Origin of the sequence: Salinivibrio sp. VYel1 (assembly GCF_009377945.1) — a bacterium.
Lineage (GTDB): Bacteria > Pseudomonadota > Gammaproteobacteria > Enterobacterales > Vibrionaceae > Salinivibrio > Salinivibrio siamensis.
In genome coordinates, this window is sequence record NZ_RSAM01000009.1 from 16,996 (window position 1) to 37,144 (window position 20,149).

Consider the following 20,149-nt stretch of genomic DNA (forward strand, 5'->3'; position numbering starts at 1 on the left):
TGTCGACACAAGGGGAAAATAGCTCGCGCTGGGTCACAAAAATGTCATAATAAATCCACATAATGGCGCCAGTTCAATGATAACACTAGGTAATTATCATGGTTAGACGGATTCTCGTTGTTGAAGACGAAGCCCCCATTCGCGAGATGCTTTGTTTTGTACTTGAACAAAAAGGTTATCAAACGGTTGAGGCAGAAGACTACGACTCGGCACTGGCGCAAATATGCGAGCCTTACCCAGAAATGATCCTGATGGATTGGATGTTACCTGGCGGATCGGGGCTCAATCTTATTAAGCACTTAAAGCGGGAAGAGTTAACCCGACAAATCCCCGTGGTAATGCTGACCGCAAGGGGCGAAGAAGAAGACAAAGTGCGAGGCTTAGAAGTAGGGGCCGATGACTACATCACCAAACCTTTCTCGCCGAAAGAGCTGGTGGCGCGATTAAAAGCGGTGATGCGCCGCGTGTCGCCGACAACCTTGGATGATGTCATTGAAGTACAAGGGTTGAAGCTTGACCCTGTCTCGCATCGAGTGACCGCCAATGATAATCCGCTAGACATGGGGCCGACCGAGTTTAAGCTGCTGCACTTTTTCATGACCCATCAAGAGCGAGTATATAGCCGCGAGCAGCTACTCAATAACGTGTGGGGCACCAATGTCTATGTTGAAGATAGAACGGTGGATGTGCATATTCGTCGCTTGCGCAAAGTGCTGGAAGCCGGTGGACACGCTAAACTGGTACAAACCGTGCGCGGCGCTGGATATCGTTTCTCAACACGTAGTTAAATCCCGCCTACATCAGGTGTAGGCTGCATGGAGACGCAATGGTCGAACGACTGTCTTGGAAGAAGCTAGCCTGGGAGCTGGCTTTTTTTTATTTACCTTGGTTTATCATAGGTTGGCTGTTTGGTGGCCTACCTTGGCTATTGCTTGGCGCCACCGTTGCCATGCTGCTTTGGCACCTGCATCAGCAAGTCAAGCTGTCGGATTGGCTTTGGAAAGACAAAAGCCTGATGCCACCCTCAGGCACCGGCTCCTGGGAGCCTTTGTTTAATGGGATTTATCGCTTACAAAAGCGTAATCGTCGTCGCCGTAAGGAGCTGGCGAATCTGATTCGTCGCTTTCGCAACGGGGCAGAGTCTTTACCGGATGCGGTGGTGGTTTTTGAGCGTGACGGTGCCATTGTTTGGTGTAACAAATTAGCTCAAGAACTGCTCGGCTTGCGTATGCCTGATGATAATGGCCAGCATATCAGTAATCTTATCCGCGCCCCTGAATTCGTCAGTTATATTGCTGATGCCAATTACGATGTGCCGCTCGAGATGCGCTCTCACCTCAATAGCGCGCGCACACTTGAGTTCCGGACCATGCCCTATGCGGAAGGCGAATATTTGATGGTGGTGCGTGATATCACTCAGTTAAAGCAACTGGAAGGGATGCGCCGCAACTTTTTCGCCAATGTTTCACACGAGCTACGCACGCCGATGACGGTTTTGCGTGGCTACTTAGAAATGACTGAAGATCCGGAGATGGTTGTTGGTCCCATGTGGCCGAAAGCACATGGGGTGATGACCGAGCAATTGTCTCGGATGGAGTCACTGGTAGAACAGCTTTTGACCCTGTCTAAAATTGAAGCAGCGGCCAAGCCTGAGCTGGATCATCATGTGGATGTGCCAGCCATGCTTGATGTGCTACAAAAAGAAGCCCAAGCCTTAAGTGGTGATAGTGAGCATGTACTTACGTTTGAAGTTGATACCAGCCTTAAAGTGAAAGGCAATGACGATCAATTACGCAGTGCGATTTCCAACCTAGTTTATAACGCAGTAAAGCATACCCCGCCCAACGCTGGGATCACTGTGCGTTGGTATCGCGCAAGCAAAGGCCCACGCCTGGAAGTACAGGACAGTGGTGAGGGGATCGCGCCGCAACATCTGGATCGGTTAACTGAGCGTTTTTATCGGGTGGATAAAGCCCGCTCCCGTGAAACGGGTGGCAGTGGTTTAGGATTGGCGATCGTAAAACATGCGTTAAGTCATCACGATGCGGAATTAGATATTCAAAGTGAACTTGGGGTGGGGAGCACGTTCTCCTTTACCTTACCGGAGCGGTTAGCATGTTAAAGCGGTTTATTGCCACAGCCAGCCTGCTAGTGAGCATGGCGGGCTTTAGTCATGCCGACACGCTGCCTGATTATCAACGTAGCAGCGGTATATCCGGTAACTTGAGCTCTGTCGGCTCAGACACCCTAGCCAATATGATGGCCGCTTGGACTGACGGGTTCAAACGGCTACATCCAGGGGTGAATATACAGCTACAAACGCCAGGCTCTGCCTCCGCCGCCCCCGCGCTGGTGGAAGGGACCGCACAACTTGGCCCCATGAGTCGTCCGATGCGGGTCAGTGAAGAAAATGCGTTTCAAGCACGTTTTGGCTATCCTCCTACCGCGGTACCCGTTGCGGTGGATGCGATGGCCGTCTATGTCCACCAAGACAACCCTTTACGCGCCATCAGTTTTCAACAGTTGGATGCGGTATTTTCTCGCACCCTCTGGTGTGGGGCGAGTAAACCGGTGGCAACCTGGGGGCAATTGGGCTTATCAGGCCGTTGGGCCAACCGAGATTTGCAATTATTCGGCCGTAACTCGGTATCCGGTACCTATGGTTATTTTAAGCAAGCTGCGTTGTGTCGTGGGGATTTTCGAGCCGATGTGAATGAGCAGCCCGGTTCGGCGTCTGTTGTGCAGTCGGTGGCCTCTTCGCTGAATGCGATCGGGTATGCAGGGATCGGCCATCAAGCGTCAGGGGCGCGCATGCTGGCGATTTCACACCAAGGTAAAAAGGCGATAAAGCCCACCCCTTCAGCGATTCGAACGGGTGAGTACCCCCTTACCCGTTATTTATATTTGTACATCAATAAAGCGCCCAATCAGCCGCTGGCGCCACTTGAATCGGCATTTATGCGTTATATTTTGTCGGCGCAAGGGCAGAAGGCGGTGAGTCAGCAAGGCTATATTCCCTTGCCGGCTCAAGCGGTGCGTGCGCAAAGACAGGCATTAGGGCTGGATGCGTCGCTAACAGACTCGCGTTAAGGGTTTAGACGTTTAGGGACTCAGCGTTGCGGAAACGACGGCCTCCACCGAACGCTTGTCGTGCTCTCAGTCGCTAAAGGTCATCCCCCAGTTTACTGACTGCCAGTATGCCTGCTCTGCTTCCAAGTCCGCCGCGAGCAAACGGTTCTCTTGCAGCCACCCGGTAGGGAAGGTGAGTTGCCATGCCCCTTTTTTGTCGACACTGAGAGCAATCTCTGGCAAGGCCTCGTCGTTACGTTGTGAGTGCAACACACAGGCTAACCGTAGTGCGCAAATCAGCGTCTCGATGAGCTTAGGTTTAAACAAGGTAAACTTAGGCATTTCATTGAGTTTTAGCGCCTTACGATGGAAGCGCGCGAGGGTGGCTAGCACGGTTTGCTGCTCTTGGTTAAACCCAGGCAAATTGGTGTTGCGCAGAATATACGCAGAATGCTTGTGGTAGCCAGGATAACCAATGCTTAACCCCACTTCGTGCAGCAGCGCAGCCCAATTCAAAAGCCCGGCGAGCTCTGCTTTCTTACTACCCTTATCCGGCTCGGCTTGCGCATAAAAATACGCGGCTGTATGTTGCACGCGACGGGCGTGACTCAGGTCGATGTTGTAGCGTGCTGCCATATCATCCGTCGTACGACCACGGATATCGGTACGTTGAAAGCGGTCTTCCATTTCATAGAGCAATCCTTCACGTAACGCACCATCAGAGAAGCGCATCGATTCGATGGCAAGCGCATCAAAGATCCCAGAAAGAATCGCCACGCCTGCGACGAAAACCGGTTGGCGGTCGACCGACAAGCCCGGTAAATCGATACTGTCACTGGTTTTAAACTTCAGCAGTTTTTCGATCAGGTTATCTAACCGCTTACGGGTGATAATGCCGTCTTCATCACCCAGGCCGATAATCACTTCACGAATCGCTTTGATGGTGCCTGACGCGCCGAGCGCCACTTGCCAGCCAGCCTGACGGTATTGAGAAGCCAAGCTTTCTAGCTTTTGTTGGGTGGCCAGCTGTGCGGCGGCAAATTGCTTAGGCGTAATGTTGCCTTTGGGGAAAAAACGCTCGTTATAACTCACGCAGCCAACCCGTTTACTGTTAACCTGTGCGGGCTCAAAGTTATCCCCGATCACTAATTCTGTACTGCCGCCCCCAATATCAATCACTAACTTCCGGCCAACGTTTTGCTGCGTGTGGGAGACGCCCATGTAAATAAGACGCGCCTCTTCCTCCCCGGAAATAATTTCAATCGGGTAGGGCAAAACCTGTCTTGCCCGCTTGATGAAGGTGTCGACATTGCGGGCCTGGCGCAAGGTGTGGGTGGCGGCGATACGGACATTCTCCATGTCTAAGCCGTTCAGCCGTTCAGCGAACATGGCTAAGCACTCGACACCACGGCTGATCGCCTCATCACTGAGGCAATGTTGATCATCCAACCCTGCAGCCAGTCGCACACGTTGTTTATGGCGACTCACTATCTGTAACCCTTCGCCAACGACGCGCGCGACGACCATATGAAAACTGTTAGAGCCGAGATCAACCGCTGCGATTTCGCGCGGCTTATCCTTTGACTGGGGGTGTGTCATGTTGCAACTTTTCCGCGTTTTTGAGTTCTTGGCGCTCTGCGTGCTTAAGGTAATCATAGATCTCGGTCTGAGAGCGGATCTTTTTCTTGTTACCCCGTTTGACGTAGGCGTTGGACATGGCTTTATCGATAACGCGGGCTTTCGCGCGATCGGAAAATTGAATCTCCAAGATGGCCATGATGCGATCTTTCAGTCTGGGATCGCGAATGGGAGCCCCAACTTCAATCCGGTTATCGATGTTGCGAGTCATCCAATCGGCAGACGAAATATACATATCACGTTCACCGCCGTTTTCAAAGGCAAACACGCGGGGGTGCTCTAAGAAGCGATCAACAATGCTGATTGCTTTGATATTCTGACTGACCCCTTTAACCCCAGGCACCAGCGAGCACATACCGCGTACGATGATGCGAATTTTCACCCCTTCATTGCTGGCTTTGTACAGCAGGTTCACTAGGCCTTTGTCGACCAGGTTGTTGACCTTGAGCGTAATACCTGCCTTACGTTTGGCCTGCGCATGCTCAATTTCACGCTCAATCAGTTTATACATACGACGCCGCGAGTTACGTGGCGAGACAATTAAGTGGTTGAACTTTACAGGACGATACGGGTTTTCAATAAACTCAAATACTTTGCGGATTTCTGACGTCAATGGCTGATCCGCTGTAAACAGCGCGAAGTCGGTATAAATACGCGCCGTTTTTTCATGAAAGTTACCTGTGCCGATATGGCCATAATCGCGTAGCACGCCGTCTTCACGACGAGAAATTAAACACAGTTTCGAGTGAATTTTGAGCCCTGGCGTGCCAAACACGACTTTTACGCCAGCATCCGTGAGCACCCGTGACCATTCGATGTTGGCTTCTTCATCAAAACGTGCTTGCAGCTCGACCACGACGGTCACGCGTTTTCCGTTGTTGGCAGCATCAATCATCGAGTTGATAATGCGAGAGTTTTTCGCCACACGATAGACGTTAATCCGAATACTACGCACTTTAGGATCAAACGACGCCTGACGCACCAGTTCAGTCATATGGCGGAACGTATGATAGGGATAATAAAGTAGAATATCGCGTTCGCGAATAGCATCGAAAGCATTGTTTTGTAGTTGAAAATCAGCCGATTCGAACGGTGGCAAAGGCGGGTTTTCCAGGTATTTACGTCCAACGTTCGGAAAGCCGATAAAATCACGAAAGTTGTGATAGCGAGCACCCGGTAAGACACTGTCGTAGTCGGAGATTTTTAATACCTGAATCAATTTGCTCACCATTTCCGGTGGCATATCGCGTTGATAAACAAACCGAACCGGTAGGGCGGTTAAACGCTGATCCAAGCTTTCTGACATGTTTTCAAGCAGGCTGTGCTCCACTTCATTGGTCAGGTCGTATTCCGCATCGCGGGTCATCTTCATCGCGTACGCTTCGACAGTATCGTAGTCGAAAAAACCACTAAAAATTTGGTCTAAACACAAACGGATAATGTTATCGAGTAAAATGATGGTTTTTCGCTGCCGTTTTCCTTTTGGCTCAGGAACTTTAACAAAGCGTTCTAATTCATCAGTTGGGATCTCTATCAGCGCATACTTGGGCTCTTCCCCTTCTTTTTTCAGCTGTACGGCGAGGTAAGAGTAGGCATCTTTCAAAAAGCTTAAAACATCGACGTCCTTGTTAAGCATAATTGGCGTGATGTAAGGCAAAATATTGCTTCTAAAATAACGTTTTAGCCACTGCGCTTGATGGTCAGAGAGTTGACGTTCGTTAACTAAAAAAATATGGCGGCGTGCCATTTCGAGCAAAATATCGTTGTAAAGATGATCAAAATCTTGATTCAGTTTGACGACTTTCGCTTGAATCTTGCTCAATAGCTCTTTGGCATGACTTTCCACTCCGCGTTCTTCATCGATAATGATGCGCCGTTTCACGTCGGCAAACCGTACTTGATAAAACTCGTCAAGGTTGGATGAAAAAATGCCTAAAAACCGAACTCGCTCAATAATAGGCACACTTTTGTCCGCGGCCTCTTGCAGGACACGTTCATTAAAAGAAAGCCAGCTAAGTTCTTTGTCGACATGATAAGAGTCTAAAGTCATAACGCGTAAGAAAATCCTGTTCTACTGAATAAAATTGCTGTCAAAATCGACAATCAAGTCGTCTGACAGCGTTTCAAGGGCTTCATGCAATACGTTAATGTCCGCTGCCGGCGGAACCGTTAAATAAAAATCTGCGGTGAAAATTTGCCCGCCCGTATTGGCGGCGCTTTGTGTTTGCGTGTTGAGTTTGTTGATGGTGACGCCATGAGCGGCGAGCAGCTGGCTGAGCGCTTGCACAATGCCGCGCCTGTCGTTGTCTGTTACCGACAACGTATGGGTAATCGGAGACGGTGAGGCGGGCGTCGCATCGGTGATGAGCAACTGTAAACCATCGAGCGCGCGTAACGCATGGACCAGCTCATCAGCGTACGTGTCTGACACTGAAATGTGAATGATGCCGGCAAACTGCCCTGCTAGCTGACTGAGTCGGCTGGCTTGCCAGCTGCCGTGATGATTGAAAACCGTGTGTGATATTTGATCAACGAGGCCAGCGCGATCTGGGCCCACTAATGTGATAACAAAATGCTTCATGCGTGATCCTTACGGCGATTCTTTAGACAATTATTGAGGCCAGTCAAGGTGTTGTCTATGCTGCTGGAGGCTAAACTCACGAAAGTGTGCCCAATATCAACTTGAGCAAGCCTAAAGCCCGTTTGTTGCATATTTATTGCGTGGCGATAGCGTGACTAGGCGTTGATGACCACTCACGATACACTGGACGACAGTGATGCGATGCCGTGTTTGTGAAACGCGGCGTCGTGCGTCTCGCTGTCACAAAATTGTCATTGTAATGACATACAATACAGGGCTTGCTTAATAAAAAGAGGCACGAATGACCCACTCTTCACCATCATTAACGGACACCAGACCGGCGCGGCGTTTTAAAGATAAACTGACTCGCCAAACGGTACGTCTTGGTGGCGTGATGGTATTAGTGACCCTGCTGCTTCTTTTCTTCTACTTACTCACGGTGGTGGTACCGCTTTTTCACCAAGCGAGTGTGAGCTTGAGTGAGCGCTTTACCTTAGCCACTCCCGGCGTGCCTCAATACATTGGTGCCGATACGCGCAATCAACTGGTGTATGGCTTGGATGATCGAGGTGTGTTAACGGTTGCCAAACGCCCGCAACGGTCTGAGACTCCCACAGCCAGCGCCGTGCTCCGCGCGCAAACGGTATTACAGCAGCCGCTATCCAGCATGGATAAGCCTGCGATAAGCCGCGTCGAAGCATCTACGCCATTTTTGGCGGTGGAAAAGACGCCTGGGCGCGTAGCTGCTTGGCAATTACGCTTTCGTACACAATACCAAGCTGACGCCTCAGTGGTCCCTCAATTGTCCACTATGCCGGCCTTTGGTCGTGAGTTGATCGTGGACGCGAGCGCGCAGCCGCTTAACCAGCTGACTGTTGCGGTGCCGGATAGTTTACACGGTCAAACCATCCCGCCCGTGCTGGCTGCTGTCACTCAGGATAACCGTTTGGTGGTTTTTCGTGGTACGCAGAAAAGCATGGTGCCTCTTTCGCAAGCCGTTGACCATATCGCGTTATCAGGAGACGGGCAGCGCTTGTTTGTGCATCAACAAAATCGTTTAGCGATTTGGCGCGTAAACGGGAACGATTTAGCGTTGCGCGAAACGGTTAATCTCGACAATGTGGTCCCCAGCCCAGTCACGAAAATGTCGATGCTAGCCGGGGGACGCTCTTTGCTCCTTCAGCACCAAGATGGCACCGTCACACAATGGTTCGATGTGGTGAAAAATGGTGAGCCATCGTTAACTGAAGTGCGCGCGTTTTCACCGGGGGAGGGCGTGGCACGTCTCGCACCTGAGCGTCACCGTAAAAGTCTGGCGACGGTAGATGAAACGGGACGACTTAGCCTAGTGCATGCCACCAGTGAGAAACAGCGCCATTTCGATGCTCAGTTTACCGCGCTGCCCGACGCTTTGGCGTTTACGCCTCGTGCAAATGGGCTGATTGCTGTGGTCGACAATCAATGGCAATGGTTGACCGTCGACAACCCTCACCCAGAAGTGAGTATTCACTCGCTATGGCAGAAAGTGTGGTATGAAGGGTACTCGTCTCCGCAGTATGTGTGGCAATCGACCTCTGCGGATGACAGCTTTGAAGCCAAGCTCAGTGTGGTACCCGTGATTTTTGGTACCTTAAAGGTCGCTTTGGTTTCTTTAATTTTTGCGGTGCCGATGGCGATTGGCGCGGCCATATACACTGCTTACTTTATGTCATCCGGGCTCCGGCGCTGGGTGAAGCCGACGGTGGAAACGATTGAAGCGTTGCCCACCGTCATTATTGGCTTTTTGGCCGGTTTGTGGCTGGCACCCTGGGTTGAGTCGCACATTGCTAGCGTCTTTTTGTTGCTCCTGCTCATCCCTATTATTTTACTTGGGCTAAGCGGCGTGTGGCGCATGATCCCAAGATATGTGCGACGCCGCTTACCTGATAACGCGCAGATAGTGGTCATTATTCCGGCGTTATTGATGGTGGGCGTAGTAGCCGCTTACCTTGGACCATGGGTAGAGCAGGTCTGGTTAGGGGGCGATGCGCGCCAGTTTATGACGCATGAACTGGGTATCGGCTATGATCAGCGCAATGCGCTGGTGGTGGGTATCGCCATGGGATTTGCGGTAGTCCCAACCATTTTCTCTATTGCCGAAGATGCGATTTTTTCTGTGCCCCCTCACCTTAAAAACGGCGCCTTGGCCTTAGGGGCGACACACTGGCAAACCTTGATTCGGGTGGTGTTGCTTACCGCAAGCCCTGGTATTTTTTCTGCCGTAATGATGGGCCTTGGGCGCGCGGTCGGTGAAACAATGATCGTACTGATGGCAACCGGTAACACGCCTATCATGGATTGGAATTTGCTCGAAGGGTTACGTACCTTATCGGCCAATATTGCGGTGGAAATGCCGGAGTCTGAAGTCGGTAGTTCCCATTATCGAGTGCTGTTTTTAACCGCTTTTATTCTTTTTGTCTTCACGTTTGTCTTTAACACATTGGCAGAGCTGATCCGTCAGCGTTTGCGTGACAAATACAGCAACCTTTAACCGAGATGAGAATGCGCATGCGTCCATGGATAAAATCTGGCACTCCTTGGGTTTGGATGACGGCCGGAATGGTCAGCGTCAGTCTGATTGCGATTCTTGGGGTGCTGTTATTGCTCGGCTATCGAGGCTTAGGCTATTTCTGGCCGACACCGGTCACCAGCTTTGAAGTGAAGAGTGAGCAGGGAGTAGAAACCGTGGTCGGGCAAATATATCGAACCGATCAGGTTGATGCGACGCAGCTCAAAGATGCTGGTGTTGTATTGCCAGCCTATCGCCAGCCCAGCTACCAACGTTTGGTGGTAAAAACCGGTAACCGTGAGCAAGAAGGGATCGATTTTCGTCAATTGCTGGCGTTTCAGATAAAAAGCCAGCACACACCCGTTGAAATGGCGATGATCGAGCGAAATGAAAATGGCATGTTCTACGGCAAGCCTCAAGCATACGTCGACGCCGGCGGCCACCAACATGCATTAGTGCTGTCTGAACTTTATCAACGCCTGGAAGATTTAGCGGCGCGTCGAGAGGTGATCAATGACATCGAGCAAGTACACCTAGCGAGCGTTAACTATCAGCTGGAGCAGCTGCGGCTGGAGGAAAAGTCCCTCTCATTAGATAGCCAGCTAAACACGGCAGAAAAAAAACGAATTGATAAGCGTCGTTCTCAGCTGCTATCGCAATACCAGCAGTTGGAGAAAAAGCTCAAACAGCTGCGAGAAAAACAACAAACGGGCGCGCTTGTTGTTGAAGATAGCCACGGTGACGCCGTGGCGTTGCCTCTGCAAAATGTGATTAATGTTTGGTATCCCAACGCCATGAGTGCCGTTGATAAGCTTAAATTTTGGGGCTACCAGGTTGCGACCTTTTTATCCGAATCTCCACGAGACAGTAATGCGGCGGGGGGCGTTTTTCCGGCGATTTTTGGCACCGTTTTCTTGGTGCTATTGATGTCAGTGATTGTCACCCCGTTAGGGGTGCTCGCCGCGGTATATCTTCACGAATACGCGCCGAAAACGGCATTCACGCGTATTATTCGCATTGCCGTGGTTAACCTCGCCGGGGTACCGTCAATTGTGTACGGTGTGTTCGGGTTGGGCTTTTTTGTCTATTTTATCGGTGGCACCATTGACGATGTATTTTATCAAGCGGCGCAGCCGGCACCGGTTTTTGGGACACCAGGTATTCTCTGGTCGGCGTTAACCTTGGCGATCCTCACCTTACCTGTGGTGATTGTGTCTACAGAAGAGGGGTTGGCTCGGATTCCCACCAGTGTTCGCCATGGTGCGTTTGCCCTTGGGGCGACACAATCAGAAATGCTCTGGCGGGTGGTCCTGCCGATGGCCAGTCCTGCGATGATGACCGGGTTGATTTTAGCGGTTGCGCGCGCAGCCGGAGAAGTGGCGCCCTTAATGTTGGTGGGGGTGGTTAAGGTCGCCCCCTCTTTGCCAGTGGATGGTAATTTCCCGTTTTTGCACTTAGAGCGGAAGTTCATGCATCTGGGCTACCATATTTATGATGTCGGCTTTCAAAGCGCGCACATCGAAACGGCGCGTCCTTTGGTATACGCCACGTCGTTTTTGCTTGTGTCTGTGATCGTGGCGCTCAATTTGTCCGCGATTGGTATTCGTCATTACTTGCGTGAAAAGTATCGCGCATTGGAATTATAACGATAAGGATCCCTCTCGATGTTTTCGATAACGCCACCCATAGGTGTCACGCCTAGCTTAGATTTGGGGAATTTGCCTGACGAGCAAACCGCGTTAGCTATTCGGGATCTCAACCTTTACTACGGGTCGACCCAAGCGCTGTTTGATATCAGTATGCGTATTCCCAAAGGGAAGGTCACTGCGTTTATCGGACCGTCTGGGTGCGGTAAATCGACATTGCTACGTTGTATTAATCGGATGAATGACTTGGTGGATGGTTGCCGTGTTCGAGGCGGGATCACCCTACACGGGCAAAATATCTATCACCGCGACGTGGATGTGCCAGCATTACGCCGCCAAGTGGGGATGGTATTCCAGCGTCCTAACCCTTTCCCCAAATCTGTCTATGAAAACGTGATCTTTGGACTGCGTTTACAAGGGATCAATGATCCTAGAACACTCGATGATGCCGTCGAGCGTTCATTGCGTGGCGCGGCATTATGGGATGAGGTGAAAGATCGCCTTAATGACAATGCGTTTGGGTTGTCCAGTGGGCAACAGCAACGGCTGGTGATCGCGCGGGCGATCGCGATTGAACCTGAAGTGTTGCTGCTTGATGAGCCATCGTCAGCGTTGGATCCCATCTCAACCTTGACCATTGAAGAGCTGATTAATGATTTAAAGAATCAATACACAGTGGTGATTGTCACCCATAATATGCAGCAAGCGGCGCGGGTCTCGGATCAAACGGCGTTTATTAACATGGGACGCTTGGTGGAATACGCGGATACCGATACCTTGTTTACCACCCCACAAAACAAACAAACCGAAGACTACATCACCGGGCGCTACGGATAAGGAGCAGGCCTTGGATAACCACAATATTAGCCGTCATATTTCTGGTCAGTTTAACGCAGAGCTTGAAGCCATTCGCACCCACGTGCTGGCAATGGGCGGCTTGGTTGAGCGTCAGCTAACCGATGCACTGCGCGCCATGCACAATCAAGATGTGGAGCTCGCGCGCCATGTTATTCGTGAAGATCACAAAGTGAATGGCATGGAAGTGGCGATTGATGAGGCATGTACACGCATCATTGCTAAACGTCAGCCCACCGCGAGCGATCTGCGACTGGTGATGGCTATCATTAAGACCATCACTGATCTTGAGCGCATTGGTGATGTTGCTGACAGTATTGCTAAAATGGCTCTCGACAACTCGAGCTATTCTCAGCAGCCGTTTTTGGTATCACTCGAAGCGTTAGGTCAGCGCGCCGCTAAAATGCTGCACGATGTGTTAGACGCCTTTGCGCGCATGGATATTGATGCGGCAATGAAAGTCTATCGTAAAGATGACTCTTTGGACCGTGAATACGAGGGGATTTTGCGACAGCTGATGACCTACATGATGGAAGATCCACGCTCGATTCCCAATGTGCTGAAAGTAATGTGGTCGGCCCGAGCCATTGAGCGAGTGGGCGATCGCTGTCAGAACATTTGTGAATACATCATCTATTTTGTCAAAGGCAAAGACGTTCGCCACATTCAAAAAGAGGAGCTGGAAAAGCTCCTCAAATAATCGCTACTCGTCGTCTAACCAGTCACTGACGGCGTCTGGGACAAAGCTCTGGTCATGCAAAGGCATACGCACGTAACCTTCCTTATTGATTTCTGGGAGGGTGACTGCGGGGTAGTCAATTTCTTGGTAAGGGATTTGTGAGAGCAAGTGAGCGATGCAATTGAGCCGAGCGTGCTTTTTGTTATCGGCTTCCACCACCCACCAAGGGCTTTCTTTGGTGTCGGTGTAGGCAAACATGCGGTCTTTGGCTTCACTGTATTGCACCCAACGACTACGAGACTCGAGATCCATGGGGCTGAATTTCCAACGCTTTATTGGGGTGTTAATCCGCTCCGCGAAGCGCTTTTCTTGCTCCTCGTCCGATACCGAGAACCAGTATTTAATTAAGATGATCCCAGAACGGATCAACATTCGCTCAAGCTCGGGGCACGTACGAAGGAACTCTTCATATTCTTCATCGCTGCAAAAGCCCATGACTCGCTCGACGCCGGCGCGGTTATACCAACTACGGTCGAACAAGACAATTTCACCACCGGCGGGTAGGTGCTCAATGTAACGCTGAAAATACCACTGGGTACGTTCACGCTCTGTGGGCTTATCTAGCGCGACGACTCGACAAACACGCGGATTGAGCTTTTCGGTGATCCGTTTAATCACGCCGCCTTTACCGGCGGCATCGCGCCCTTCAAAAATGACCACCACTTTCAACTGCTCTTGCTTGACCCATTCTTGAAGTTTGACCAACTCAGTCTGTAATTCGGTTAGCTTTTTCTCGTAGTGTTTTTTGCTGATCTTGTGTGCTTTTTTATCCGACAAGGCCGCTCTCCTTTTACCACAGCGATGGGATCACGGTAGAAAACTCACTTTTCGGATGCAATGGATTCAAGTAGCGAAAGCGTATATCACCTCAAAAGACTAGAGTGGGTCACATTGCCATGTTGTCTGATCACGGTATTACACCGAGGTTTAAAACGATTGAGCAATGGCTTTGACGAGACGAACGCGTTCCGGATCGGTGATCGGATAACTGCCATCGTCCCCATCGCCCATCGATGCGCAGGCGTTTGATTGCATGACGCTTACTTGCTCGGTGCGTGCCGACAAGTGGATTTCACGTGCGCCGGTGGTCGTTAAAATCGCTTGTGCATTGTCGGGGGTCACGCCTGCGCCTGGCATGATGGCCAATGAGGTATGGCGTGTGGCGTCCACCCATTGTTTGAGTGCCTCTTTTCCCTGCCAAGCATTCGTCGCTTGCCCGGAGGTGAGAATGCGTTCAATCGTCGGGCGGGCAAGGATTGCTTCGAGCGCCGCGTGAGGGTCTTGGCAGTGATCAAATGCGCGATGGAAAGTCACTCCCATTCCCTTTGCTTGGGCAAGCATGGCATCAATAGCCGGCAAATCGAGTTGACCACTTGGCGTGAGTGCGCCGATCACCACGCCTGCACACCCAGCTTGGCGGGCGTTGGCGATATCTTGCAGCATCACTTCAATCTCTTCACTGGCATAGACGAAGTCGCCTTCTCGCGGTCGGATAATCGCATAAATAGGGATCCGCGCTTTCTGAGCGGCTTGTTGCATGTAGCCATCACTTGGGGTTAAACCACCGAGGCGCAGTGCGCTGCACAGTTCCACTCGATCCGCACCAGCGTGCTCAGCAAGCGATAACGAACGAATACTATCAATACAAACTTCAACCAAGACAGACATATCATCCCTTTGACGAAACGAACCGTATCAAGATAGTCCACGCTATTGTGACAGGGTGAGAGGCAATTACCTAGTGTTAGATTGGAAATGGCTTGATGAGAGAAGAGCCTTGAGTAAGGCGAGGTGGGATAGATAAAAAAGGGCCCGGTTTGCCGGGCCTCATTATTGTCTCACATTGTCCAGTGCAGGGCACTTGACCTTATTACAGGTCGTCAGTGTGCTCAGACAGGTATGCAGCTACACCTTCAGGTGACTCAGCCATACCCGCTTTACCTTCTTCCCACTGTGCAGGGCAAACTTCACCGTTTTTCTGGTGGAAGTTCAGTGCGTCAACCATGCGTAGCATTTCGTCGATGTTACGGCCTAGTGGTAGGTCGTTGACAACTTGGTGACGAACCACACCTTCCTCGTCGATAAGGAAAGAACCACGGAACGCAACGCCAGCTTCTGGGTGCTCAACGTCGTATGCTTTACAGATTTCGTGCTTAACGTCAGCAATCAGTGGATACTTCACAGCGCCGATGCCGCCGTCTTCGACAGCCGTTTTACGCCACGCGTTGTGTGAGAACTGAGAGTCGATAGACACACCGATAACCTCAACGCCTTTAGCTTGGAAGTCGCTCAGGCGCTTATCGAATGCGATCAGCTCTGATGGGCACACGAAAGTGAAGTCGAGTGGGTAGAAAAAGACAACCGCTTTTTTGCCTTTGGTGAACTCTTTCAGGTTGAAGTTATCAACGATTTCGCCATTACCTAGTACGGCAGCGGCAGTAAAATCTGGTGCTTGACGACCTACGAGTACCATATCTCAGCTCCTAGTTTAAATGTTTGCCTGATAATCAGGTTCCTATATAAGCGAGACAAACTATAGCTAACTTGTTAGATTGAAAAAAGTGGAATTAATAGATTGTAATAATCGAAAAATACGATTGTTTAAAATATGACTGTATGAACAAATATCCGTCTTTAAAGCAGCTACACTATCTGGTTACCCTCTCCGAAACGCGGCATTTTGGCGAAGCGGCGAAATTGTGTTTTGTGAGCCAGTCGACCTTGAGCGCTGGGATCCAAAACCTCGAGGATCTGATTGGTGCTCAGCTCATTGAGCGTGACAATAAAACCTTGGTACTCACTGGGATGGGCGAAGAGGTGGTGCGCCGTAGCCGAGAAATCCTAGCGCGCAGTCAGGATTTGATGGAGCTAACGCAAGTTAAATCAGATCCTATGCACGGCAAAGTACGGCTGGGCTGCATCCCTACCATCGCGCCATTCTTATTGTGTGATGTGGTGCAGCAAGTCAACCGACATTACCCCAACTTAGATTTGTTGTTGCGTGAGGACACCACGGCGAACTTACTCACCGCGCTCAAACACGGCGAAATGGATATCCTTATCCTCGCGCTGCCAATGGACATTGGCACCATGACCCGTCGCGTGGTGGGGCGTGATCCGTTTAAAATGGTGATGAGCCAAAAGCAAGCTGCGCAGCTTGAGTTACCCATCGATTATGACGCGCTGCCCGATGAATCTGTTTTCTTGCTTGAGCGAGAACACTGCCTCACTGACCATGCGGTTTCTGCCTGTCAGATGACGGCCTCACAGAAGATTAACCCATTTATGGCAACCAGCTTACACACCTTGGTGCAAATGGTCGCAAACGGCAATGGTGTGACCTTTATACCGCAAATGGCGATTGATCATGGCTTAATTGATAACCTCGACGTGCATTTAGAAACGCCGCCGGGAGAAGCGGCCTACCGTGATATAGGAGTGGTCTGGCGACCCTCTTCGAGTCGGATTAATACGTTTAACCAGCTCGCTGATCTGGTCGCAGGACTACTTTCCCCAACAGCTAGGGAGTAAAAAGCCTAAAATAAGTTATTTACACTGATATTTTTGCCTTTTTGCAGCATGATTGTCTGTTTAAGGGCGTTGAAAATGACACCAAAGCCGTTGGATTATTATCACGAAAAAAGCAGCACCCCAGGGTGCTGCTTTTTGTTTTTATATATAAGTCATTGAAGTTAAAATGCTTTTTTATTTTTTCGCCACAGGGTAAAGCGCTTGTTGTGTAATTTAATTACGTAACTGATTACAAAGTGGTGACAAAATTATGATCCCCGTAGCAGTGTTATATCATTCTGATAATGGTCATAAAAAAGCGCATTCGAGCTTATACTCTAAACTGTTTAAGTATTTGTTTTTAATTTATTTTAATAATTTACCATTCCGTTTTTGTTTTGTTCTTGGTTGATTTTTGCGCGAATGTAAGCCAACGTAATAGCACAAGTGCTGCACGAGAGCCCAAGCGCGTGTAGTAATAATAGTGTTGTGATTGGATTACAAATGATAAGCCAGGGAGGCGATATGACGGAAGCGTGCTCAACCTTACGCGAATCGTTGGTGATTAACGAGACAGTCACCGCAGAGCAGGCAGAAATCTTAACCGATGATGCATTGTGCTTTTTAGCCAGTCTCGCTGAGCGTTATGCGGCGCGCGTACCCACACTGTTAGCGGCGCGTGAGGCGCGTCAACAACGCATTGATGCGGGAGAGCTGCCCGACTTTCTTCCGGAGACGCAATCGATCCGCCAAGCGGATTGGACCATCCGTGGCATTCCCGAGGATTTACAAGATCGGCGGCTAGAAATTACCGGACCGGTAGACCGGAAGATGGTGATCAACGCACTCAACGCTAACGTGAAAGTTTTCATGGCGGACTTTGAAGACTCCTTTGCGCCGGCGTGGCCACAAGTGGTTGAAGGACAGCGTAATTTGCGCGATGCCGTGAATGGCACCATCAGTTATCAGCACCCTGATACAGGCAAACGCTATCAGCTAAATGAGGACCCAGCACGCCTTATTTGTCGTGTGCGTGGCTTGCACCTGACCGAAAAACACGTGACGTGGCAGGGTAAACCAATTCCAGGTGCCCTGTTCGACTTCGCTCTTTACTTTTTCCATAACTACCGTCGTTTACTCGAGACGGGATCGGGGCCTTATTTCTACCTGCCTAAACTTCAAGCATATCAAGAAGCCGCGTGGTGGAGTGAGGTGTTTTCCTTTGCCGAAGACGAGTTTGGGCTAAGCCGTGGCACCATCAAAGCGACCGTGCTGATTGAAACCTTGCCCGCCGTGTTCGAAATGGATGAGATTTTGTATCACCTTCGTGATCACATCGTCGCCCTTAACTGTGGTCGTTGGGATTATATCTTTAGCTATATCAAAACATTGCGTAATCATCCGGACCGCGTGTTGCCGGACCGCCAAGTGGTGACCATGGACAAGCCTTTCCTTAACGCTTACTCGCGTTTACTGGTCAAAACGTGCCATAAGCGTGGCGCGTTGGCGATGGGTGGCATGGCAGCCTTTATTCCCAGTAAAGACCCGGCTGAAAACCAGCAGGTGCTAGAGAAAATTGAAAAGGATAAAAGCTTAGAAGCCAATAATGGCCACGATGGCACCTGGATTGCGCATCCAGGGCTGGCTGACACGGCTCGCGCGATTTTCGACCGTGCACTTGGCGATAAGCCGAATCAACTTACGGTGACCCGCGAGCAAGATGCTGAGATTACTGCTGCAGAGTTGCTGGCGCCTTGCGATGGCGAACGCACAGAGGCGGGAATGCGACATAACATTCGCGTGGCGGTGCAGTACATTGAAGCGTGGATTTCAGGTAACGGTTGTGTGCCTATTTATGGCTTGATGGAGGACGCGGCCACGGCTGAAATCTCACGTGCGTCGATTTGGCAATGGATTAAGCATCAAAAACCACTGAGCAACGGCAAGGTGGTGACCAAGGCGTTGTTCTCTCAGTATCTTGCCGAGGAAATGGCGGTGCTTGAAAAAGAGCTAGGCGCAGAGCGCTTTGCGCAAGGACGGTACCGGCAAGCGGCAACCTTGATGGAAACGCTCACTACCAGTGATGAGCTGGTTAACTTTTTAACCTTACCGGGTTATGAGTATTTGCCGTAATGGGCATGGAAGCACAATAACAAACATGGAATGACAGTAAGGGGCTGGTACAGCCCTGCTAACAAAGAGGAATGGAACATGACTTTGACTCGCCAACAACAAATCGCTGAACTGGAAAAGGATTGGGCGGAAAACCCGCGCTGGAAACAGGTTAAGCGCCCCTACACGGCTGAAGAAGTCGTCAATATGCGTGGCTCGTTTGTGCCGGAGAATACCGTCGCTAAGCGGGGAGCTGCCAAACTATGGGATTTGGTCAATGGCAGTGCCAAAAAAGGCTACGTCAACTGCTTGGGCGCATTGACAGGCGGTCAAGCGGTGCAGCAAGCCAAAGCGGGTATTGAAGCGATTTATCTGTCTGGTTGGCAGGTGGCGGCTGACAACAACACAGCCTCGAGTATGTATCCAGACCAGTCGTTGTATCCGGTTGATTCCGTTCCCGCTGTCGTTAAGCGCATTAATAATGCGTTTCGCCGAGCGGACCAAATTCAGTGGTCGAAAGGGGGCTCGCCGGAACAGGGCACCGACTATTTCTTACCGATTGTAGCGGATGCCGAAGCAGGCTTTGGTGGCGTGCTTAACGCCTACGAGCTGATGCGTAACATGATTGAAGCTGGCGCTGCCGGTGTTCACTTTGAAGATCAGCTCGCCTCAGTGAAAAAATGTGGCCACATGGGCGGAAAAGTGTTGGTGCCAACCCAAGAGGCGGTACAAAAATTGGTCGCGGCGCGCTTAGCTGCCGATGTGGCGGGCACCGATACGCTGGTCATTGCGCGTACTGATGCCAACGCGGCCGATCTATTGACCTCAGATTGCGACCCATACGACAAGGACTTCATCGTTGGTGAGCGCACAGCCGAAGGGTTTTATCGCGTGCGTCCTGGGATTGAGCAAGCCATTTCTCGAGGCCTAGCTTATGCGCCGTATGCCGATTTGATTTGGTGCGAGACCGCGAAACCGGACTTGGAAGAAGCACGACAGTTTGCTGAAGCCATTCATGCTCAGTATCCAGACCAGCTTTTGGCTTATAACTGCTCACCGTCTTTCAACTGGGAGAAAAACCTGGACGCCGAGACGATAGCGCGTTTCCAACAAGAACTGTCTGATATGGGCTATAAGTACCAGTTCATTACCTTAGCGGGTATTCATAACATGTGGTACAACATGTTCGACTTGGCGCATGCTTATGCGCAAGGTGAGGGCATGCGTCACTACGTTGAAAAAGTGCAGCGTCCAGAGTTCGCTGCCGCTGAGCGTGGCTATACCTTTGTCGCGCACCAGCAAGAAGTGGGTACTGGGTATTTTGATCAGATGACCAATATTATCCAAGGTGGGCAATCATCGGTCACGGCATTAACGGGCTCGACGGAAGAAGATCAATTCTAATCGCACGATACCGGTTATCAACCTGATAAAAGGGAGTCTCACACTCC

The 20,149-nt window shown here is 50.6% G+C and carries 16 protein-coding genes; 10 read left to right on the top strand and 6 right to left on the bottom strand.

Annotation, left to right across the window (positions count from 1 at the left end; genetic code table 11):
* Positions 1–98: 98 nt before the first annotated feature.
* Genes phoB through EHW58_RS09795 form a run of 3 tightly spaced genes read left to right on the top strand, consistent with a single transcriptional unit; the run spans position 99 to position 3,090 of the window.
* Complete coding sequence (phoB, locus tag EHW58_RS09785) at positions 99–788, top strand: phosphate regulon transcriptional regulator PhoB (RefSeq protein WP_046075035.1); 690 nt, start codon at positions 99–101, stop codon at positions 786–788.
* Between the two features lie 38 nt (positions 789–826).
* Positions 827–2,122, top strand: a complete 1,296-nt coding sequence (gene phoR / locus EHW58_RS09790) for a phosphate regulon sensor histidine kinase PhoR (RefSeq protein ID WP_046075034.1) — start codon at positions 827–829, stop codon at positions 2,120–2,122.
* Positions 2,116–3,090, top strand: a complete 975-nt coding sequence (locus tag EHW58_RS09795) for a PstS family phosphate ABC transporter substrate-binding protein (protein ID WP_152796186.1) — start codon at positions 2,116–2,118, stop codon at positions 3,088–3,090. Before phoR ends, EHW58_RS09795 begins: the two co-directional genes overlap by 7 nt.
* A gap of 66 nt (positions 3,091–3,156) precedes the next feature.
* On the opposite strand, the gene ppx is transcribed toward EHW58_RS09795, so the two are convergent.
* Genes ppx through EHW58_RS09810 form a run of 3 tightly spaced genes read right to left on the bottom strand, consistent with a single transcriptional unit; the run spans position 3,157 to position 7,288 of the window.
* Entirely contained in the window at positions 3,157–4,668 is a 1,512-nt protein-coding gene (gene ppx, locus EHW58_RS09800; protein ID WP_152796189.1) for an exopolyphosphatase, read from the bottom strand.
* Positions 4,643–6,757: a polyphosphate kinase 1 gene (ppk1, locus tag EHW58_RS09805; protein WP_046075032.1), complete on the bottom strand. Its 2,115-nt coding sequence runs from the start codon at positions 6,755–6,757 to the stop codon at positions 4,643–4,645. Before ppk1 ends, ppx begins: the two co-directional genes overlap by 26 nt.
* A 21-nt stretch (positions 6,758–6,778) precedes the next feature.
* Positions 6,779–7,288, bottom strand: coding sequence for a glycine cleavage system protein R (locus tag EHW58_RS09810; protein ID WP_152796190.1), 510 nt, complete (start codon positions 7,286–7,288; stop codon positions 6,779–6,781).
* A gap of 301 nt (positions 7,289–7,589) precedes the next feature.
* Here EHW58_RS09810 and EHW58_RS09815 point away from each other — a divergent pair, with 301 nt between their 5' ends.
* From EHW58_RS09815 to phoU, 4 genes are read left to right on the top strand one after another with little or no spacing between them, the layout of a single operon-like run.
* A complete protein-coding gene (locus tag EHW58_RS09815; protein ID WP_152796192.1) occupies positions 7,590–9,818 on the top strand; it encodes an ABC transporter permease subunit in 2,229 nt (742 codons plus the stop codon).
* Between the two features lie 17 nt (positions 9,819–9,835).
* Positions 9,836–11,482, top strand: a complete 1,647-nt coding sequence (pstA, locus tag EHW58_RS09820; protein WP_077606510.1) for a phosphate ABC transporter permease PstA — start codon at positions 9,836–9,838, stop codon at positions 11,480–11,482.
* Between the two features lie 18 nt (positions 11,483–11,500).
* Entirely contained in the window at positions 11,501–12,319 is an 819-nt protein-coding gene (pstB, locus tag EHW58_RS09825; RefSeq protein WP_046075028.1) for a phosphate ABC transporter ATP-binding protein PstB, read from the top strand.
* A gap of 10 nt (positions 12,320–12,329) precedes the next feature.
* Entirely contained in the window at positions 12,330–13,037 is a 708-nt protein-coding gene (gene phoU, locus EHW58_RS09830) for a phosphate signaling complex protein PhoU (protein ID WP_046075027.1), read from the top strand.
* Positions 13,038–13,040: 3 nt separating this feature from the next.
* Here the strand turns inward: phoU and ppk2 are convergent, their stop codons facing one another.
* The 3 genes from ppk2 to EHW58_RS09845 all read right to left on the bottom strand — a co-directional run bounded on the left by ppk2 (position 13,041) and on the right by EHW58_RS09845 (position 15,549).
* Positions 13,041–13,853 (bottom strand): polyphosphate kinase 2, encoded by an 813-nt coding sequence (ppk2, locus tag EHW58_RS09835; protein WP_077606511.1) that lies wholly within the window; start codon positions 13,851–13,853, stop codon positions 13,041–13,043.
* Positions 13,854–14,003: 150 nt separating this feature from the next.
* Positions 14,004–14,744, bottom strand: a complete 741-nt coding sequence (locus EHW58_RS09840; protein ID WP_152796194.1) for a copper homeostasis protein CutC — start codon at positions 14,742–14,744, stop codon at positions 14,004–14,006.
* Positions 14,745–14,946: 202 nt separating this feature from the next.
* Positions 14,947–15,549 carry a peroxiredoxin gene (locus EHW58_RS09845; RefSeq protein ID WP_152796196.1) on the bottom strand — a complete coding sequence of 201 codons (603 nt, stop codon included), beginning with the start codon at positions 15,547–15,549 and terminating at the stop codon, positions 14,947–14,949.
* Between the two features lie 143 nt (positions 15,550–15,692).
* On the opposite strand from EHW58_RS09845, the gene EHW58_RS09850 reads away from it, so the two are divergent.
* The 3 genes from EHW58_RS09850 to aceA all read left to right on the top strand — a co-directional run bounded on the left by EHW58_RS09850 (position 15,693) and on the right by aceA (position 20,102).
* Positions 15,693–16,607 (top strand): hydrogen peroxide-inducible genes activator, encoded by a 915-nt coding sequence (locus EHW58_RS09850; RefSeq protein WP_046075023.1) that lies wholly within the window; start codon positions 15,693–15,695, stop codon positions 16,605–16,607.
* Positions 16,608–17,111: 504 nt separating this feature from the next.
* Entirely contained in the window at positions 17,112–18,719 is a 1,608-nt protein-coding gene (gene aceB, locus EHW58_RS09855) for a malate synthase A (protein WP_152796198.1), read from the top strand.
* 78 nt (positions 18,720–18,797) lie between these two features.
* The gene (gene aceA / locus EHW58_RS09860) at positions 18,798–20,102 is read left to right on the top strand and encodes an isocitrate lyase (protein ID WP_152796200.1); all 1,305 of its coding nucleotides are present in this window, start codon (positions 18,798–18,800) and stop codon (positions 20,100–20,102) included.
* Positions 20,103–20,149: the final 47 nt, after the last annotated feature.

What these genes read in the sequence shown, in the direction of transcription:
- phoB (WP_046075035.1), top strand. Translation starts at nt 99, where the DNA reads ATGGTTAGACGGATTCTCGTTGTTGAAGACGAAGCCCCCATTCGCGAG.
- phoR (WP_046075034.1), top strand. Translation starts at nt 827, where the DNA reads ATGGTCGAACGACTGTCTTGGAAGAAGCTAGCCTGGGAGCTGGCTTTT.
- EHW58_RS09795 (WP_152796186.1), top strand. Translation starts at nt 2,116, where the DNA reads ATGTTAAAGCGGTTTATTGCCACAGCCAGCCTGCTAGTGAGCATGGCG.
- ppx (WP_152796189.1), bottom strand. Translation starts at nt 4,668, where the DNA reads ATGACACACCCCCAGTCAAAGGATAAGCCGCGCGAAATCGCAGCGGTT.
- ppk1 (WP_046075032.1), bottom strand. Translation starts at nt 6,757, where the DNA reads ATGACTTTAGACTCTTATCATGTCGACAAAGAACTTAGCTGGCTTTCT.
- EHW58_RS09810 (WP_152796190.1), bottom strand. Translation starts at nt 7,288, where the DNA reads ATGAAGCATTTTGTTATCACATTAGTGGGCCCAGATCGCGCTGGCCTC.
- EHW58_RS09815 (WP_152796192.1), top strand. Translation starts at nt 7,590, where the DNA reads ATGACCCACTCTTCACCATCATTAACGGACACCAGACCGGCGCGGCGT.
- pstA (WP_077606510.1), top strand. Translation starts at nt 9,836, where the DNA reads ATGCGTCCATGGATAAAATCTGGCACTCCTTGGGTTTGGATGACGGCC.
- pstB (WP_046075028.1), top strand. Translation starts at nt 11,501, where the DNA reads ATGTTTTCGATAACGCCACCCATAGGTGTCACGCCTAGCTTAGATTTG.
- EHW58_RS09840 (WP_152796194.1), bottom strand. Translation starts at nt 14,744, where the DNA reads ATGTCTGTCTTGGTTGAAGTTTGTATTGATAGTATTCGTTCGTTATCG.
- EHW58_RS09845 (WP_152796196.1), bottom strand. Translation starts at nt 15,549, where the DNA reads ATGGTACTCGTAGGTCGTCAAGCACCAGATTTTACTGCCGCTGCCGTA.
- EHW58_RS09850 (WP_046075023.1), top strand. Translation starts at nt 15,693, where the DNA reads ATGAACAAATATCCGTCTTTAAAGCAGCTACACTATCTGGTTACCCTC.
- aceB (WP_152796198.1), top strand. Translation starts at nt 17,112, where the DNA reads ATGACGGAAGCGTGCTCAACCTTACGCGAATCGTTGGTGATTAACGAG.
- aceA (WP_152796200.1), top strand. Translation starts at nt 18,798, where the DNA reads ATGACTTTGACTCGCCAACAACAAATCGCTGAACTGGAAAAGGATTGG.